We start from the raw sequence: 17,483 nt of genomic DNA, 5'->3' as shown, positions 1-17,483 counted from the left end.
ACAGCCATTGGCGTCCGTCAATGACTGCCAGCATCGACTGATTGATCCGGCGTCGGCTCCACGTATCGAGCGAGGTGACGACGTCATGAGTATTTTCAGCCACTTCCAACAACGCTTCGCGTCCACGCAGCAGGAAGAACTCACACTTCAAGAGTATCTCGAGCTGTGCAAGCAGGACCGCAGCACCTACGCATCTGCCGCCGAGCGCCTGCTATTGGCGATCGGCGAGCCGGAGCTGGTGGAAACCGCCAACAATTCGCGCCTGTCGCGAATATTCTCCAACAAGGTGATCCGCCGCTACCCGGCCTTTGAAGACTTCCATGGCATGGAAGAATGCATCGACCAGATCGTCTCCTACTTCCGCCATGCCGCCCAAGGCCTGGAAGAGAAGAAACAGATCCTCTACCTGCTCGGCCCCGTCGGCGGCGGCAAGTCGTCCCTGGCCGAGAAACTCAAGCAACTGATCGAGAAGGTGCCCTTCTACGCGATCAAGGGCTCACCTGTCTTCGAGTCGCCCCTGGGCCTGTTCAACGCCACGGAAGATGGCGCGATCCTCGAAGAAGACTTCGGCATCCCACGGCGCTACCTCAACACCATCATGTCGCCCTGGGCCACCAAGCGCCTGGCCGAATTCGGCGGTGATATCAGCCAATTCCGGGTGGTGAAACTCTACCCGTCGATCCTCAACCAGATCGGCGTCGCCAAGACCGAACCGGGCGATGAAAACAACCAGGACATCTCGGCGCTGGTGGGCAAGGTCGATATCCGTAAACTGGAAGAATTCCCGCAGAACGACGCCGACGCCTACAGCTACTCGGGCGCACTGTGCCGGGCCAACCAGGGCCTGATGGAATTCGTGGAGATGTTCAAGGCGCCGATCAAGGTACTGCACCCACTGCTCACCGCCACCCAGGAAGGCAACTACAACAGTACCGAAGGCCTGGGCGCGATTCCGTTCACCGGGATCCTGCTGGCCCACTCCAACGAATCGGAATGGCACACCTTCCGCAACAACAAGAACAACGAAGCCTTCATCGACCGGATCTATATCGTCAAGGTGCCGTACTGCCTGCGGGTCAGCGATGAAATCAAGATCTACGACAAGCTGCTGTTCAACAGCTCCCTGGCCAAGGCCCATTGCGCGCCAGACACCCTGAAGATGCTCGCCCAGTTCACCGTGCTGTCGCGCCTCAAGGAACCGGAGAACTCGAATATCTATTCGAAGATGCGCGTATACGACGGCGAAAACCTCAAAGACACCGATCCCAAGGCCAAGTCGATCCAGGAATACCGCGACACCGCCGGCGTGGACGAGGGCATGAACGGCCTGTCGACGCGTTTTGCATTCAAGATCCTGTCGAAAGTCTTCAACTTCGACCCCCACGAGATTGCCGCCAACCCGGTACACCTGCTCTATGTACTGGAACAGCAGATCGAGCAGGAGCAATTCCAGGCCGAAACCCGTGAACGCTACCTGCGCTTCCTCAAGGAGTACCTGGCACCGCGCTACATCGAGTTTATCGGCAAGGAAATCCAGACCGCATACCTGGAGTCCTACAGCGAGTACGGCCAGAACATCTTCGACCGCTACGTGCTGTACGCCGACTTCTGGATTCAGGACCAGGAATACCGAGATCCGGAAACCGGCGAAATCCTCAACCGCGTGGCCCTCAACGAAGAACTGGAAAAGATCGAGAAACCGGCTGGTATCAGCAATCCGAAGGATTTCCGCAACGAAATCGTCAACTTCGTACTGCGCGCCCGGGCCAACAACAACGGCAAGAACCCCACCTGGCTCAGCTACGAGAAGCTGCGGGTGGTCATCGAGAAGAAAATGTTCTCCAACACCGAGGACCTGCTGCCGGTCATCAGCTTCAACGCCAAGGCCAGCAAGGAGGATCAGCAAAAACACAACGACTTCGTCACACGAATGGTCGAGCGCGGCTACACCGACAAACAGGTACGGCTGCTCTCCGAGTGGTACCTGCGGGTGCGTAAATCGCAGTAAGGCAGCGACAAGCGTGCGCTGCCAGGCATCTCGCCTGGCAGTTGACCGCTTGTCTCTAAGCTTCCAGCTCGCGGCTTGAAGCTTGTAACGTGAAGCTGCCCGGAGGGCTCCCTATGAGCTATGTGATCGACCGACGCCTCAATGGCAAGAACAAAAGCACGGTAAACCGCCAGCGTTTCCTGCGGCGTTACCGTGACCACATCAAAAAGGCCGTCGAAGAGGCCGTCAGCCGCCGCTCCATCACCGACATGGAGCATGGCGAACAAATCAGTATCCCGGGCCGGGACATTGACGAACCGGTGCTGCATCACGGCCGCGGCGGCAAACAGACCGTCGTGCACCCCGGCAACAAGGAGTTCACCACCGGCGAACACATCCAGCGCCCACAAGGTGGCGGTGGCGGTAAAGGCCCGGGTAAGGCCGGCAACTCCGGTGAAGGCATGGATGAATTCGTGTTCCAGATCACCCAGGAAGAATTCCTGGAGTTCATGTTCGAAGACCTGGAACTGCCCAACCTGGTCAAGCGCAACCTGACCGGTACCGATACGTTCAAGACCGTTCGCGCCGGCATCAGCAACGAGGGCAACCCTTCGCGCATCAACATCATCCGCACCTTGCGCTCAGCCCATGCACGGCGCATCGCCCTCTCTGGCAGCAGCCGCGCCAAACTAAAGCAGGCAAAAGAAGAGTTGGCACGCTTGAAGCGTGAGGAACCGGATAACTTCGGCGATATCCAGGAAACAGAAGCAGAAATAGAGAAACTCAGCGCGCGCATTCACCGTGTGCCGTTCCTCGATACCTTTGACCTGAAATACAACCTGCTCGTCAAACAACCCAACCCCAGTTCCAAGGCCGTCATGTTCTGCTTGATGGACGTATCCGGCTCCATGACGCAGGCCACCAAGGACATCGCCAAGCGCTTTTTCATCCTGCTGTACCTGTTCCTGAAACGGAACTACGACAAAATCGACGTCGTCTTCATCCGCCACCACACCAGCGCTCGGGAAGTGGACGAAGAAGAGTTCTTCTACTCGCGGGAAACCGGCGGCACCATCGTTTCCAGCGCATTGAAGCTGATGCAGGAGATCATGGCCGAGCGCTACCCCGCCAACGACTGGAATATCTACGCCGCCCAAGCTTCCGACGGCGATAACTGGAACGACGACTCGCCGATCTGCCGCGACATCTTGATTAACCAGATCATGCCCTTCGTGCAGTACTACACCTACGTCGAAATTACCCCTCGTGAGCATCAGGCCCTGTGGTTCGAATACGAACGCATCGGAGAAGCCTTTGCCGATACGTTCGCCCAGCAGCAACTGGTCTCGGCCGGCGATATCTACCCGGTCTTCCGTGAACTCTTCCAGCGCAGGTTAGTGACATGACCGCCAAAAAAGAGAACAAGCGTCAACCCATTTCCACCGGTTCCGAGTGGACCTTTGAACTGATCCAGGCCTATGACCGGGAAATCAGCCGTATCGCGGCAGGTTATGCCCTGGACACTTACCCCAATCAGATTGAAGTGATCACCGCCGAACAAATGATGGATGCCTATGCCTCAGTGGGCATGCCACTGGGCTACCACCATTGGTCCTATGGCAAACACTTTCTCAGCACCGAGAAGTCCTACACTCGAGGCCAGATGGGCCTGGCCTACGAGATCGTGATCAACTCCGACCCGTGCATCGCCTACCTGATGGAAGAAAACACCATCTGCATGCAGGCGCTGGTGGTGGCCCATGCCTGCTATGGGCATAACAGTTTCTTCAAGGGTAACTACCTGTTTCGCACCTGGACCGACGCCAGTTCCATCATCGACTACCTGGTGTTCGCCAAGCAGTACATCATGCAATGTGAAGAGCGCCACGGCATCGATGCAGTGGAAGACCTGCTGGACTCCTGCCATGCCCTGATGAATTACGGGGTCGACCGCTACAAGCGCCCCTATCCGATTTCGGCTGAGGAAGAGCGCCTGCGCCAGAAGGAGCGCGAGGAGCACCTGCAGAAACAGATCAACGACCTGTGGCGCACCATTCCAAAGCGCGCCGGCAAAAACAACGACAAGGACAATGCACGCTTCCCCGCCGAACCCCAGGAAAACATCCTGTATTTCCTGGAAAAACACGCACCACTGCTGGAGCCTTGGCAACGGGAAATCGTGCGCATCGTGCGCAAGATCGCCCAATACTTTTACCCTCAGCGCCAGACCCAGGTGATGAACGAAGGCTGGGCAACATTCTGGCATTACACCCTGATGAACGATCTGTACGACGAAGGCCTGGTCACTGACGGCTTCATGATGGAGTTCCTTACCTCGCACACCAGCGTGGTATTCCAGCCCGGCTTCGACAGCCCCTATTACAACGGCATCAACCCCTATGCCCTGGGCTTTGCGATGTACCGCGATATCCGCCGTATGTGCGAGCACCCCACGGAGGAGGATCGCCGCTGGTTCCCGGAAATCGCTGGCAGCGACTGGTTATCGACCATCAAGTTCGCCATGAGCAGCTTCAAGGATGAGAGTTTTATCCTGCAGTACCTGTCGCCCCAGGTAATTCGCGACCTCAAGCTGTTCAGCATCCTGGATGACGACCTGAAAGACGACCTGGTGGTCCCGGCCATTCACGACGAACCTGGCTACCGGATCATTCGCGAAACCCTGGCCGCCCAGTACAACCTGGGCAATCGCGAGCCTAACGTGCAGATCTACAGCATCGATGTGCGCGGTGACCGCTCGCTGACCCTGCGTCACCAGCAACACGACCGCAAACCCTTGGGCGAATCCACCGAGGAAGTGCTCAAGCACCTGCACCGGCTGTGGGGTTTCGACATCCACCTGGAAACCCTGCAGGGCGATCAGGTGATGAAAACCCACCATGTGCCACCGCGCACTGATCATAACGATAGCGACTACGGCCGCCTGGACCTGGCCGTCGTTCATCTCTGAAACAGCAAAGCCTCCATTGGCGCAGTACAGGCGTTATCCTGTGGCGCTAATGGAGGCTTTTTCATGAAAATCTACAAAGTCGGCGGCGCCGTGCGTGATCGCCTTCTGGGCATCAAGGTCACCGATATCGACCGCGTCGTCGTCGGCGCAACCACTGAAGAGATGCTCGCCAAAGGTTATAAGCCGGTAGGGGCTGATTTCCCGGTATTTCTCGACCCGAAAAATGGTGATGAATACGCCCTCGCCCGCACCGAACGCAAGAGCGGCCGGGGCTACGGCGGCTTTGTGTTTCACGCGAGCCCCGACGTCACCCTGGGAGAAGACCTGATCCGTCGCGACCTGACCATCAATGCCATGGCAGAAGACGACGATGGTAACCTGACCGATCCTTACCACGGCCAACGCGATCTTCAAGCGCGTATCTTGCGTCACGTTTCCCCCGCGTTCGCCGAGGATCCCCTCCGTGTACTGCGTGTTGCCCGCTTTGCCGCACGTTATGCGCACCTGGGTTTCACGGTTGCACCTGAAACACTGGAATTGATGCGCCAACTCAGTGAGTCCGGCGAACTGGAGGCCCTCACCCCCGAACGCAGCTGGAAAGAAATCTCACGAGCGCTGATGGAAGATCAGCCCCAGGTATTTATCCAAGTGCTGCGCGACTGCGATGCACTGAAAACCCTGATGCCGGAGGTAGATGCACTGTTCGGCGTGCCGCAACCCGCGGCCCATCACCCGGAAATCGATACCGGTGTGCACACCTTGAGCGTGCTGGAACAAGCTGCCTTGCACAACCAACCGCTGACCGTGCGCTGGGCCTGCTTGCTGCACGATCTGGGCAAAGGCCTGACACCTGTGGATAAGTTGCCGCAGCACATTGCCCATGAACACCGAGGTTTAAAGCTGATCAAGGCGGTGAATGAGCGCTTCAAGGTCCCGAAGGATTGTCAGGAACTGGCAATGTTGGTGGGCCAGTATCACACCCATGGTCACCGTGCACTCGAGCTCAAAGCCTCGACATTGCTGGAGTTACTGCAGAGTTTTGATGTGTATCGCCGGCCGCAGCGTTTCGAAGAGTTTGTAGCGGCCTGCGAAATGGACGCCCGCGGCCGCAAGGGTTTTGAGCTGCGCAGTTATCCACAGGCGGATTATTTGCGCGGCGCGGCAACGGTGGCCCGCACGGTCGCAGTGGCGCCACTGCTGGAGAAAGGTTTCAAAGGCCCGGAGCTGGGCGAAGCGCTCAAGCGCGAACGGCTCAAAGCGTTGAAAGCCTACAAGGAACACACCTCAACGTAGGAGATGGCCTTTGTGGCGAGGGAGCAAGCTCCCTCGCCACAACAAGCTCGTGCCTATAGAAGGACATCGGGCGTGAGCTGTTGACCCTGCCATTCGAAGCGGACAGGCTCCAGTACCTGATCGATCTGCGCATCACGCCACAACTCGGCCATTGTCTTGCCCGCCTCGGGGTGCACACGATCCGGTGCCATCAACGACAGCGGCCACAACACAAACGCGTTTTTCAGGATCTCTGCACGCGGCAACACCAGACCATCAAAGTCACCGACCCAATCGCCGTACAGCAGCACATCGATATCCAGCGGCAACCCTTTGCGGTCCGGCGCGTAGCGGCCGTTATCGGCTTCAATGGATTTGAGTCGGCGATCCAGCTCCATCAACGGCAGGTCAGTGTAGGCCGATACCACCAGGTTGAAAAACGGCCCGCTCTTGATCCCCACCGGCTGGCTTTCGAACACGGCCGAACAGCGCATATCCTTCAAGAAACTCGCTAGTGCATCCAGACCGCCGCATAGACGGCGCTCGCGCTCGATATTGCTGCCAAGCCCAAGGTAAATCTGAGTCAACGACATCCGCGCTCGATCTCCACACCCACGCCCCTGGCAGCCGGCACCGCGCCTGGCTTGGTCAACTTGAGGTGCAGCCAGGGAATCTGGAATTCACTCATCAGCACTTCGGCCAAGCGCTCGGCAAAGGTTTCCACCAATTGATACTGGGACTGCTCGGCAAAAGCCTGGATACGTGCAGACACGCTGGCGTAATCCAGCGCCAGGGTCAGGTCATCACCGGCAGCGGCTGGACGATTATCCCAGGCAAAACTCAAGTCCAGGCGCAGACATTGCCGGATTCCGCGCTCCCAGTCGTAGGCCCCGATCACGGTGTCGACTTCCAGGCCTTCGATAAACACTCTGTCCAAGTACTCTTCTCCGCAGCACGACAAGGGCGCGATGCCCCGTTAGAATCAGGGCGTCCTCGCCCGGAATAGTTAGCATGTTTTGGTCACTGGCGATTCTCGCCTACCTGCTCGGCTCGCTGTCCTTCGCCATTTTGCTCAGCCGCCTGACGGGAAATCCCGATCCGCGAATGAGTGGCTCAGGCAATGCCGGCGCCACCAATATGTTGCGCCTGGCCGGCAAGAAACTCGCCGTCCTGACCCTGCTGGGCGACGTATGCAAGGGCCTGCTGCCCGTGCTGATCGCCAGCCTCGTCGGCCTTAACTTGCAACAGCAGGCCTGGGTTGGCGTATGCGCCGTCCTGGGCCATCTGTTTCCGTTGTACTTCCGCTTTCGCGGGGGCAAGGGTGTTGCCACGGCGGCCGGGATGCTGCTGGGAATCTACCCACCGGCGGCTTTACTGGCCCTGCTCGCCTGGCTGCTGACGTTCTACCTGACTCGCACCAGCTCACTGGCCGCGCTGATTGCCACTCCACTGACCCTACCGCTGCTGGCCTGGCAGGCACCGCAAGCGTTGGTGCCAATGAGCGTGCTCACCCTGCTGATCGTCTGGCGCCACCGCGGCAATCTACGCGACCTGTTTGCCGGGCGCGAACGGCATTTTTAAATACCCCAGATGAACCAGGCTCACGTTGAGCCCTACAACGGCGGCAGTTGCTCCATCGGCCAGCGCGCCTGCACGCTGATCGCCAGGCTTTCGTGTTGCCCGGCCTGCAAGCGCTGGCAACCTGCATAGGCGATCATCGCGCCGTTGTCGGTGCAGAACTCCGGGCGGGCGTAGAACACATTGCCATTCATGTCGCCGAGCATTTTTTCCAGCGAACTGCGCAAGGCCTTGTTGGCGCTGACGCCGCCTGCGATTACCAGACGCTTCATGCCCGCCTGTTTCAGGGCGCGCTTGCACTTGATGGTCAAAGTCTCTACCACGGCCTGCTGGAATGCCAGTGCGATGTCGCAACGGGCTTGCTGACCGTCGTCCCCGGCGCTGACGCTTTGCTGCCAGGTGTTCAACGCGGAGGTTTTCAACCCGCTGAAACTGAACATCAGGCCAGGACGATCACACATCGGGCGAGGGAAAATGTAGCGACCGGCCACGCCTTTCTCAGCAAGTCGGGCGATTTCCGGACCACCAGGATAGTTAAGCCCCATCATCTTCGCGGTTTTGTCGAATGCTTCGCCGGCGGCGTCGTCGAGGGACTCGCCTAATAACGTGTATTTGCCGATGCCATCGACCTGGACCAGCTGCGTATGGCCACCCGAAACCAACAAAGCGACGAACGGGAACTCGGGTGGTGTTTTTTCCAGCATGGGGGCCAGTAAATGGCCTTCCATATGGTGCACACCAAGGGCAGGAATACCCCAGGCGAAAGCCAGCGCCTGGGCGCAAGAGGCCCCAACCAGCAGGGCTCCGACCAATCCCGGGCCTGCGGTGTAAGCGATGGCATCGATCTCGGTCGGTACACAGCCGGCCTCATCCAGCACCTGGCGAATCAACGGCAGCATGCGCTTGACGTGATCGCGGCTGGCAAGCTCCGGCACCACGCCACCATAAGCGCGGTGCAGGTCGATCTGACTGAACAGTGCATCGGCCAAAAGCCCGCGTTCACTGTCGTAGAGTGCGACACCGGTTTCGTCGCAGGAGGTTTCAAGTCCCAGTACTAGCATGGGTTTGCGCCTTGTAGAGGCTGAATTCGAAGGCGCGCATAATAGTCCCCGCTCCCCCTCCCGACTAGCGGTTTTCGATCAGAGGCTTTGCATTCCGGGCAATGAGGGGTTAACATCCGCAACCCTTAAAAACCGACGACCTCAGCCGCGAATTTTTTGCGACGAGAACGTTGATTCCCGGTAATGAAAGAAGGTAGCTCTGGATGCCAGCCGTCAAAGTAAAAGAGAACGAACCCTTCGACGTAGCTCTGCGTCGTTTCAAGCGCTCCTGCGAAAAAGCCGGTGTTCTGGCTGAAGTTCGTAGCCGCGAATTTTATGAGAAGCCAACTTCTGAGCGTAAGCGTAAAGCAGCAGCCGCTGTTAAGCGTCACGCCAAGAAAGTTCAGCGCGAACAGCGCCGCGCCGTTCGTCTGTACTAATACACAGACGCTCGTAGCAAGCTTCTGCCAAGCCCGGCCCTCAGCCGGGCTGTTGGCATTTGCGGATATCGCTTGATGCTTCACCGTCGACGCCGCACATGCGACCGAGACACCGCTTCACACGTCAGGGCTGGCTCTTTTGCCAGCGGTGCACGTCTCTTCTGACGAGCCTAACAAGGCTACTGACGAGCACACCTATTCTTCAAGCAGACGATCAACTGTATCGGCTGTGCCCATCGATGCGCTTCCGAGGCCTCCATTGGCCAACACCGGACGCCCGGGCAACATGTCCATGCCGACGACTGATCAGAAACTACCGTCAGTGAACGTTCGGCAGATACACTTCCTGACACCCCATGCAAACGATGATGATCGGGCACTAGTGCGTGCGCTTGAACACTTCACGGGCCCTCATTTACACGCAGTGATGACGAGAACGCCATGGCCGGGCTGATTCCCCAGAGCTTTATTGACGACCTTCTGAACCGCACCGACATCGTCGATGTTGTCAGCTCACGCGTACAACTGAAAAAAGCCGGCAAAAACTACACCGCCTGCTGCCCGTTCCATAAAGAAAAAACCCCATCCTTCAGCGTCAGCCCCGACAAACAGTTCTACTACTGCTTCGGTTGCGGCGCCGGCGGTAACGCCCTCGGCTTCCTGATGGACCACGACAACCTGGATTTCCCCCAGGCCGTCGAGGACCTGGCAAAAGCTGCGGGCATGGAAATTCCTCGCGAAGAAAGCGGCCGCCCACACAAACCCAGGCAACCCACCGATTCGCCGCTGTATCCGCTGCTGACCGCCGCTGCCGATTTTTACCGCCAGTCACTCAAGAGCCATCCGCAGCGCAAGGCCGCTGTCGATTACCTCAAGGGCCGCGGCCTGACCGGCGAAATCGCCCGCGACTTCGGCCTCGGATTCGCCCCGCCCGGCTGGGACAATCTGTACAAGCACCTGAGCAGCGATACCCTCCAGCAAAAAGCCATGATCGATGCCGGCCTGCTGGTGGAGAACGCCGAAACCGGCAAGCGCTATGACCGCTTCCGCGACCGCGTAATGTTCCCGATCCGCGACAGCCGTGGTCGCATCATCGCCTTTGGCGGCCGCGTACTCGGGGACGACAAGCCCAAGTACCTGAATTCCCCGGAAACACCGGTGTTCCACAAGGGCCAAGAACTCTACGGCCTGTTCGAAGCACGCAAGAACAACCGCAACCTCGATGAGATTATCGTGGTTGAAGGCTATATGGACGTCATCGCCCTGGCCCAGCAAGGCCTGCGTAATGCAGTCGCCACACTCGGCACCGCCACCAGCGAAGAACACTTGAAACGCCTGTTTCGCGTCGTGCCCAGCGTGCTGTTTTGCTTCGACGGCGACCAGGCTGGCCGCAACGCTGCCTGGCGCGCGCTCGAGGCCACGCTCTCGAGCCTGCAGGACGGGCGCCGCGCACGCTTCCTGTTCCTGCCCGAAGGCGAAGACCCGGACACGCTGGTCCGCTCGGAAGGCACCGACGCGTTTCGTGCGCGCATCAATCAACATGCGCAACCGCTGGCAGATTATTTTTTCCAGCAACTGACCGAAGAAGCCGACCCGCGCTCGCTCGAAGGCAAGGCCCATATGGCCACCCTCGCAGCGCCGCTGATCGACAAGGTCCCGGGTGCCAACTTGCGCACCCTGATGCGCCAGCGCTTGCTGGAGATCACCGGCTTGAGCGGCGAAGCTGTGAGCCAGCTGGTGCACAGCGCACCGCAGGATGCACCACCAGCCTACGACCCCGGCATGGATTACGACGCCATGCCGGACTATGCCGACTTCCACCAACCCCAGGAGGCCTTTGCGCCCCAGCAGGAGTGGACACCGAAGAAATCCGGTGCTGGCGGCAAGAAATGGGATAAGAAGCCCTGGAGCAAGAACGGCAAGCGCGGTGATCGCGATGAAGCCTATGCCCCGCGCACGCCCGTGGCAGTAGAAGCGCCGACACTGATTGCGTTGCGCACCTTGATTCACCACCCGCAACTGGCCGGCAAAGTTGAAAGCGCTGACCATTTTGCCAATGAGAGCAATACCTATGCACAGGTGCTGATTGCCCTGATCGAGGCGGTGCAGAAAAATCCTAAGCTAAACTCAATTCAGCTCATGGCTCGTTGGCATGGCACGGAACAGGGGCGGTTATTGAAAGCCCTTGCGGAAAAGGAGTGGCTAATTGACGGCGATAACCTTGAACAACAGTTTTTAGACACCATTAATAGGTTATCCGCGGGTCAGCACACACAGACCCTCGATGAACTTATCAAGAGAGCAAGGCAGCCGGGATTATCGGCTGAAGAGCAAATTCAGATAGCAAAACAGATGCGTGACCTCTTAAAACAGAATGTTTCCGCATCAAACCCGACCTCAGCTGGCGTGTGAGGTCATAGCTCGGGTATAATCCTCGGCTTGTTTTTTGCCCGCCAAGACCTTCAGTGGATAGGGTGTTATGTCCGGAAAAGCGCAACAGCAGTCTCGTATCAAAGAGTTGATCACCCTTGGTCGTGAGCAGAAGTATCTGACTTACGCAGAGGTCAACGATCACCTGCCTGAGGATATTTCAGATCCAGAGCAGGTGGAAGACATCATCCGCATGATTAATGACATGGGGATCCCCGTACACGAGAGTGCTCCGGATGCGGATGCCCTTATGTTGGCCGACGCCGATACCGACGAGGCAGCCGCTGAAGAAGCCGCTGCAGCGTTGGCCGCGGTGGAGACCGACATCGGTCGCACGACTGACCCTGTGCGCATGTATATGCGTGAAATGGGTACCGTCGAGTTGCTGACACGCGAAGGCGAAATTGAAATCGCCAAGCGTATTGAAGAGGGTATCCGTGAAGTGATGGGCGCAATCGCGCACTTCCCTGGCACGGTTGACCACATTCTCTCCGAGTACACCCGCGTCACCACCGAAGGTGGCCGCCTGTCCGACGTCCTGAGCGGTTATATCGACCCGGACGACGGCATTGCGCCGCCCGCTGCCGAAATACCGCCGCCAGTCGATGCGAAGGCCGCGAAAGCGGATGACGACACCGACGACGACGAGGCTGAAGCCAGCACCGACGACGAAGATGAAGTCGAAAGCGGCCCGGACCCAATTGTTGCGGCCCAGCGTTTCGGTGCGGTTTCCGATCAAATGGAAATCACCCGCAAGGCCTTGAAGAAGCACGGTCGTGGCAACAAGCTGGCAATTGCCGAGCTGGTGGCCCTGGCTGAGCTGTTCATGCCAATCAAGCTGGTGCCGAAGCAATTCGAAGGCCTGGTTGAGCGCGTTCGCAGTGCCCTTGAGCGTCTGCGTGCTCAAGAGCGTGCAATCATGCAGCTCTGTGTGCGTGATGCGCGTATGCCGCGTACTGACTTCCTGCGCCAGTTCCCGGGCAATGAAGTTGACGAAAGCTGGACCGACGCACTGGCCAAGGGCAAGGCGAAGTACGCCGAAGCCATTGGTCGCCTGCAGCCGGACATTGTCCGTTGCCAGCAGAAGCTGACTGCATTGCAGACCGAAACCGGTCTGACGATTGCCGAGATCAAGGACATCAACCGTCGCATGTCGATCGGTGAGGCCAAGGCCCGCCGCGCGAAGAAAGAGATGGTTGAAGCGAACTTGCGTCTGGTGATCTCCATTGCCAAGAAGTACACCAACCGTGGCCTGCAGTTCCTCGACCTGATCCAGGAAGGCAACATCGGCTTGATGAAGGCTGTGGACAAGTTCGAATACCGTCGCGGCTACAAGTTCTCGACTTATGCCACCTGGTGGATCCGTCAGGCGATCACTCGCTCGATTGCCGACCAGGCCCGCACCATCCGTATCCCGGTGCACATGATCGAGACCATCAACAAGCTCAACCGCATTTCCCGGCAGATGTTGCAGGAAATGGGTCGCGAACCGACCCCGGAAGAGCTGGGCGAACGCATGGAAATGCCTGAGGATAAAATCCGCAAGGTATTGAAGATCGCTAAAGAGCCGATCTCCATGGAAACGCCGATTGGTGATGACGAAGACTCCCATCTGGGTGACTTCATCGAAGACTCGACTATGCAGTCGCCCATCGATGTCGCCACTGTTGAGAGCCTCAAGGAAGCGACTCGCGACGTACTGTCCGGCCTCACTGCCCGTGAAGCCAAGGTACTGCGCATGCGTTTTGGCATCGACATGAATACCGACCACACCCTTGAGGAAGTCGGTAAGCAGTTTGACGTGACCCGCGAGCGGATCCGTCAGATCGAAGCCAAGGCGCTGCGCAAGTTGCGCCACCCGACGCGAAGCGAGCATCTGCGCTCCTTCCTCGACGAGTGATACCAGAACCCCCGGCCCAGGCCGGGGGTTTTGTTTTGCATAGATAAAACTCCTCGCAACGCCCCCTCTCCCGAAATGCCCGTCTACACTCGAAACATTCCCCGTGCCATAACGAGACCGTTATGCCCAGATTGCCGACCGTGATACTACTGTCGCTGCTGACCTGGACCGCAACGGCTGGCGCGTTGACTCTTACGGATGATGAGCGTAGCTGGTTGGCGGACCATCAGGAGCTGCGCCTGGGTGTGGACGCGTCTTGGCCACCCTTCGAATACCGCGATGAAAATGGCCGTTATCAGGGCCTGGCTGCCGACTATGTACGCCTGATCCAGGACCGCCTTGGCGTCACGATCAAGCTGATCGAGCCGGCCAACTGGACCGCTGTGCTTGAACAAGCCCGGAGCAATCAGCTCGACCTGCTACCCGGCATCATGTCCACCCCGGAGCGCCAAGGCTTCCTGGCCTTCACACGCCCTTATCTTGATTTTCCCATCGTCATCCTTGCCCATGAAGGCGGCGCGAAACCACGCAACCTCAAGGATTTGTACGGCCTGAAAGTTGCCGTGGTGGAAAACTACGCACCCCATGAATTGCTGCGCACCCACCATCCGGACCTGAATCTGGTGGCGATGCCCAACGTCAGCTCGACCCTGCAAGCCCTGGCTACCGATGAAGTCGATGCGGTAGTCGGCGACCTGGCCTCCAGCGTCTGGAGCCTGCGCCAACTCAAACTCGATGGTTTGTACGTCAGCGGTGAAACGCCCTACCGCTATCAACTGGCGATGGGCGTGCCACGGGATGAAAAAATACTGGTGGGCATCCTGGACAAAGTCCTCGCCGACCTCAGTTCAACCGAAACCGATGCGATCCAGCAACATTGGGTCGGCAGCTTCACCGATCACCGCACGCTCTGGGCTGACTTGCTGATGTACGGCCTGCCAGCGGTGTTATTGCTCAGTACCGTGCTGGCCGTGGTGATTCGGATCAATCGCCGGCTCAGCTCGGAAATTTCCCGCCGGGTCGCACTCGAGCAAGAACTGCGGAGCAGCGAGTACCACTATCGCGGTTTGGTGGAGAGTTTGTCTGCTATTGCCTGGGAAGCAAGCATCAGCGATTTCACCTACAGCTATGTATCGCCCCATGCCGAAGACCTGCTCGGCTATCCCCGCGCCCATTGGCTGATTCCCGGCTTCTGGCGCAATATCATTCACCCCGCCGACCTGACCCGCGCCGAAGCGTATTCCTACCAAGAAACCCGCGCCAACCGCGATCATAGCCTCGACTACCGCGTTATCACGGCTGATGGCCGCTGCCTGTGGGTGCGCGACATAGTCAGCCTGATCGAACACGGCCATGAGCCGGTGCTGCGCGGCCTGATGATCGACATCAGCGAAGCCAAGCGCACTGAAGAAGCCCTGCAACTGTCCGAGCAGAAGTTTGCCTCAGTGTTCCAGCAATGCCCGGACATCCTGGTGATTGCCCGGCTGTCCGATGGCTGCCTGCTGGAGGTCAACAAGGCATTCGAAGACCAGATTGGCCTGAGTGCCGACGACGTCGTGGGCAAAACCGCCACCGAGCTGAATATATGGGGCATTCAAGGCGTTGGCCCGGACTTGCTGCAACGGGTACAGACCACCAGTATTCGCAATCTGGAAATGCCCTTTCTGCGCAGCAATGGTCAGGCGTTTACTGGGCTGATCTCGGCTGAGCCGTTCCAACTCGATACCACCGAAGCCCTGGTGGTTGTGGTACGGGATATCACCCAACTCAAAGAAACCCAACAACGATTGCAAACCTCCGAAGAAAAGTTTGCCAAGGCATTCCATGCCTCCCCCGACGGCTTGCTGCTGAGCCGCCAAAGTGATGGCCTGCTGGTTGAGGTGAACGAAGGCTTCAGCCACCTGACCGGCTTCACCAGCGCAACGTCCCTTGACCAATCAACCCTGGACCTGGGCATCTGGGTCGACCTCAACGAACGCAAGCACATGTTGGAGTTGATGCGACGCGACGGCTTTGTCCGCGACTTCATCTGCCATATCCGCCGCGCAGACGGCCAGATTCGACTCTGCGAAGTGTCCAGCCGCCCGCTGCCCATCGGTGACGAAGATTGCATGCTGACCATCGCCCGGGACATTACCGAGCGCCAGTTGATGCAGGAAAAACTGCAGCAAGCCGCTACCGTATTCGAGAGCACCGCTGAAGGCGTGTTGATCACTGACACGCGACAGAACATCAGCGCCGTCAATCGCGCCTTTAGTGAGATTACCGGCTACAGCGAGACCGAAGCCCTCGGCCATACCCCACGCCTGCTCGCCTCCGGCCTGCATGACAGCGCTTTCTATGCGGCAATGTGGCACCAATTGACGACCCACGGCCACTGGCAAGGTGAGATTTCCAACCGGCGCAAGAACGGCGAGGTGTATCCGAGTTGGTTGACCATCAGCGCCGTGCGTAACCGCGACCAGTTGATCACGCACTTCGTTGCCGTGTTTGCCGATATCTCCAGCCTCAAGCTGGCCCAGGCACGCCTGGACTACCAGGCCCACCACGACCCGTTGACCGGCCTGCCCAACCGCACCCTGTTTGAGAATCGGCTGCAGGCCGCCCTCAACGGCCAGCAGGAAAGCGGCAAACAGGGTGCGGTATTGTTTCTCGACCTGGACCGCTTCAAACACATCAACGACAGCCTCGGCCACCCGGTCGGCGACCTGTTACTCAAAGACATCGCCGTACGCCTCAAGGAGCAACTGCGGGACGTGGATACCGTCGCTCGCCTCGGCGGCGATGAGTTCATCATCCTGCTCCCCGGCTTGCAGCAGGCCAGCGATGCCCAGCACCTGGCGAATAAGCTGCTTGACTGTTTTACGCCGCCATTCCAGGCCGGCGAGCACGAGTTCTTTATCAGCGCCAGTATCGGCACCAGCCTGTATCCACAGGACGGCACTGACGTCGCCACTTTGGTAAAAAACGCCGACGCTGCGATGTATCGCTCCAAAGCCAAGGGCCGCAACCGTGTCGAAAGCTATACCCGTGACCTGACGGCGCAGGCCAATGAGCGCGTGGCACTGGAGCACGAACTACGTCGCGCCATTGAACGTGAAGAATTGAGCCTGTATTACCAACCCAAGCGCAATTTGGTGACTCAGGAGCTAATCGGCGCCGAAGCCTTGATCCGCTGGCACCACCCGACCTTGGGCGATGTCCCGCCCGAACACTTCATTGCCCTGGCCGAAGAGAACGGCATGATCCTGCAGATTGGCGACTGGGTACTGGAGCAGGCCTGCCGGCAACTGCACGCCTGGCAAGGAGCTTTCGACGCTTTCGGACCACTGTCGGTCAACCTCGCAGGCGCACAATTGCGTCACCCCAACCTGCTGTCACGCATCGAACAGCTGCTGCGCGACTACCGTCTCGAACCCGGTTGCCTACAGCTGGAGATCACCGAAAACTTCATCATGAGCCAGGCCGAAGAAGCGCTGGAAGTGCTGCACCAACTCAAGCGGCTGGGTGTACAACTGGCGATTGATGATTTCGGCACCGGCTATTCGTCCCTCAGCTACCTCAAGCGCCTGCCCCTGGACTTCCTCAAGATCGACCAATCCTTCGTCCGCGGCCTGCCCGACGATCCGCACGATGTCGCCATCGTGCGCGCCATCATCGCCCTCGGCCACAGCATGCAATTCACCATCATCGCCGAAGGCGTAGAGAACGCCGCACAGCAGGCCTTCCTCGCCGCCGAAGGCTGTGAACAGATGCAAGGCTACATCGTCAGCCTGCCGCTGCCGCCTGCGCTTTTTGCCGCGAACTTCCTTCGTACGAGGCTGGAGGATTTTTCGGATGGCACAGTGAAGAAACCATCGTTATAATC

The 17,483-nt window shown here is 58.6% G+C and carries 12 protein-coding genes; 9 read left to right on the top strand and 3 right to left on the bottom strand.

The window, feature by feature from the left end; translation table 11 throughout:
- The first annotated feature begins 85 nt into the window (after positions 1–85).
- From FRT59_RS13710 to FRT59_RS13695, 4 genes are all read left to right on the top strand, one after another.
- The gene (locus FRT59_RS13710) at positions 86–2,008 is read left to right on the top strand and encodes a PrkA family serine protein kinase (protein ID WP_003194732.1); all 1,923 of its coding nucleotides are present in this window, start codon (positions 86–88) and stop codon (positions 2,006–2,008) included.
- A gap of 113 nt (positions 2,009–2,121) precedes the next feature.
- A complete protein-coding gene (locus FRT59_RS13705; protein WP_153871438.1) occupies positions 2,122–3,393 on the top strand; it encodes a YeaH/YhbH family protein in 1,272 nt (423 codons plus the stop codon).
- Positions 3,390–4,955: a SpoVR family protein gene (locus FRT59_RS13700; RefSeq protein ID WP_034116084.1), complete on the top strand. Its 1,566-nt coding sequence runs from the start codon at positions 3,390–3,392 to the stop codon at positions 4,953–4,955. The genes FRT59_RS13705 and FRT59_RS13700 overlap by 4 nt, the downstream gene beginning before the upstream one ends.
- Positions 4,956–5,018: 63 nt before the next feature.
- Positions 5,019–6,248, top strand: coding sequence for a multifunctional CCA addition/repair protein (locus FRT59_RS13695; RefSeq protein ID WP_153871437.1), 1,230 nt, complete (start codon positions 5,019–5,021; stop codon positions 6,246–6,248).
- A gap of 53 nt (positions 6,249–6,301) precedes the next feature.
- Here the strand turns inward: FRT59_RS13695 and folK are convergent, their stop codons facing one another.
- Both folK and folB read right to left on the bottom strand, forming a co-directional pair.
- Positions 6,302–6,820, bottom strand: a complete 519-nt coding sequence (folK, locus tag FRT59_RS13690; RefSeq protein ID WP_153871436.1) for a 2-amino-4-hydroxy-6-hydroxymethyldihydropteridine diphosphokinase — start codon at positions 6,818–6,820, stop codon at positions 6,302–6,304.
- Entirely contained in the window at positions 6,811–7,164 is a 354-nt protein-coding gene (gene folB / locus FRT59_RS13685) for a dihydroneopterin aldolase (RefSeq protein WP_034116087.1), read from the bottom strand. Before folB ends, folK begins: the two co-directional genes overlap by 10 nt.
- Positions 7,165–7,238: 74 nt before the next feature.
- Between folB and plsY the strand changes: the two genes are divergently transcribed.
- On the top strand, positions 7,239–7,808 hold the full coding sequence (plsY, locus tag FRT59_RS13680) for a glycerol-3-phosphate 1-O-acyltransferase PlsY (protein ID WP_153871435.1): 570 nt from the start codon (positions 7,239–7,241) through the stop codon (positions 7,806–7,808).
- Positions 7,809–7,840: 32 nt separating this feature from the next.
- Here the strand turns inward: plsY and tsaD are convergent, their stop codons facing one another.
- On the bottom strand, positions 7,841–8,866 hold the full coding sequence (gene tsaD, locus FRT59_RS13675; RefSeq protein WP_153871434.1) for a tRNA (adenosine(37)-N6)-threonylcarbamoyltransferase complex transferase subunit TsaD: 1,026 nt from the start codon (positions 8,864–8,866) through the stop codon (positions 7,841–7,843).
- A 203-nt stretch (positions 8,867–9,069) separates the two neighbouring features.
- Between tsaD and rpsU the strand changes: the two genes are divergently transcribed.
- The 4 genes from rpsU to FRT59_RS13655 all read left to right on the top strand — a co-directional run bounded on the left by rpsU (position 9,070) and on the right by FRT59_RS13655 (position 17,481).
- A complete protein-coding gene (rpsU, locus tag FRT59_RS13670; RefSeq protein WP_002551877.1) occupies positions 9,070–9,285 on the top strand; it encodes a 30S ribosomal protein S21 in 216 nt (71 codons plus the stop codon).
- Between the two features lie 441 nt (positions 9,286–9,726).
- On the top strand, positions 9,727–11,697 hold the full coding sequence (gene dnaG, locus FRT59_RS13665) for a DNA primase (RefSeq protein ID WP_034116090.1): 1,971 nt from the start codon (positions 9,727–9,729) through the stop codon (positions 11,695–11,697).
- A gap of 67 nt (positions 11,698–11,764) precedes the next feature.
- Entirely contained in the window at positions 11,765–13,615 is a 1,851-nt protein-coding gene (gene rpoD / locus FRT59_RS13660) for an RNA polymerase sigma factor RpoD (protein WP_034116091.1), read from the top strand.
- Positions 13,616–13,737: 122 nt separating this feature from the next.
- Positions 13,738–17,481 carry a bifunctional diguanylate cyclase/phosphodiesterase gene (locus tag FRT59_RS13655; protein WP_153871433.1) on the top strand — a complete coding sequence of 1,248 codons (3,744 nt, stop codon included), beginning with the start codon at positions 13,738–13,740 and terminating at the stop codon, positions 17,479–17,481.
- Positions 17,482–17,483 lie beyond the last annotated feature (2 nt).

It is taken from the genome of Pseudomonas haemolytica, assembly GCF_009659625.1.
Taxonomy (GTDB): Bacteria; Pseudomonadota; Gammaproteobacteria; order Pseudomonadales; family Pseudomonadaceae; genus Aquipseudomonas; species Aquipseudomonas haemolytica.
The sequence above is the reverse complement of the archived record's forward strand: the minus strand, read 5'-3'. Positions and strand labels throughout refer to the sequence as shown.

What these genes read in the sequence shown, in the direction of transcription:
- folK (WP_153871436.1), bottom strand. Translation starts at nt 6,820, where the DNA reads ATGTCGTTGACTCAGATTTACCTTGGGCTTGGCAGCAATATCGAGCGC.
- FRT59_RS13700 (WP_034116084.1), top strand. Translation starts at nt 3,390, where the DNA reads ATGACCGCCAAAAAAGAGAACAAGCGTCAACCCATTTCCACCGGTTCC.
- plsY (WP_153871435.1), top strand. Translation starts at nt 7,239, where the DNA reads ATGTTTTGGTCACTGGCGATTCTCGCCTACCTGCTCGGCTCGCTGTCC.
- FRT59_RS13695 (WP_153871437.1), top strand. Translation starts at nt 5,019, where the DNA reads ATGAAAATCTACAAAGTCGGCGGCGCCGTGCGTGATCGCCTTCTGGGC.
- rpoD (WP_034116091.1), top strand. Translation starts at nt 11,765, where the DNA reads ATGTCCGGAAAAGCGCAACAGCAGTCTCGTATCAAAGAGTTGATCACC.
- FRT59_RS13705 (WP_153871438.1), top strand. Translation starts at nt 2,122, where the DNA reads ATGAGCTATGTGATCGACCGACGCCTCAATGGCAAGAACAAAAGCACG.
- FRT59_RS13655 (WP_153871433.1), top strand. Translation starts at nt 13,738, where the DNA reads ATGCCCAGATTGCCGACCGTGATACTACTGTCGCTGCTGACCTGGACC.
- tsaD (WP_153871434.1), bottom strand. Translation starts at nt 8,866, where the DNA reads ATGCTAGTACTGGGACTTGAAACCTCCTGCGACGAAACCGGTGTCGCA.
- rpsU (WP_002551877.1), top strand. Translation starts at nt 9,070, where the DNA reads ATGCCAGCCGTCAAAGTAAAAGAGAACGAACCCTTCGACGTAGCTCTG.
- FRT59_RS13710 (WP_003194732.1), top strand. Translation starts at nt 86, where the DNA reads ATGAGTATTTTCAGCCACTTCCAACAACGCTTCGCGTCCACGCAGCAG.
- dnaG (WP_034116090.1), top strand. Translation starts at nt 9,727, where the DNA reads ATGGCCGGGCTGATTCCCCAGAGCTTTATTGACGACCTTCTGAACCGC.